1 protein-coding gene is annotated in these 564 nt (G+C 47.5%); it reads right to left on the bottom strand.

Features of this window, described 5'->3' with window-relative positions; translation table 11 throughout:
• Positions 1 to 64 precede the first annotated feature (64 nt).
• A partial coding sequence (locus KIV40_RS20770) for an ATPase, T2SS/T4P/T4SS family (RefSeq protein WP_285351100.1) occupies positions 65 to 564 on the bottom strand: 500 nt, incomplete at its 5' end.

The raw sequence follows: 564 nt of genomic DNA, 5'->3' as shown, positions 1-564 counted from the left end.
CCATGCTCGGCGCACCAAATAAAAAAGGTTGGCTTCTGCCAACCTTTTTCGTTTCTGGAATAGATTAATCCATATCGATCTTAACATTCGCCAGCGTGCCTGTAGAGAAGGCTTCACCGCGTTGCGTCTTCAACATTAAACGTAGATCGTTGGCTGAATCTGCACTGTGCAATGCATCCTCTTCGCTGATCTTACCTTGCATCACCAACTTGTAGAGCGATTGGTCGAAGGTCAACATCCCGAACTCGTTAGAGCGAGCCATGGTCGATTTCAATTCATGCAGATCACCTCGACGGATCAGATCAGAAACACGTGGACTGTTTAATAAGATCTCAAACACGCCATGACGCCCCTGACCGTTCTTATCACGGATCAACTGCTGACCTACTACACCTTTTAAGTTCATCGACAGATCAAACAGGAACTGATCTTTCTGATCTTTTGGCACTAGGTGCAAAATACGCTCCAGCGCTTGGTTTGCGTTGTTGGCGTGCAGTGTCGCCATACACAAGTGACCAGTCTCAGCAAAGGTCATCGCGTATTCCATCGTTTCTCGGCTACGGA

The organism is Vibrio sp. D173a (genome assembly GCF_030248475.1).
The sequence above is the reverse complement of the archived record's forward strand: the minus strand, read 5'-3'. Positions and strand labels throughout refer to the sequence as shown.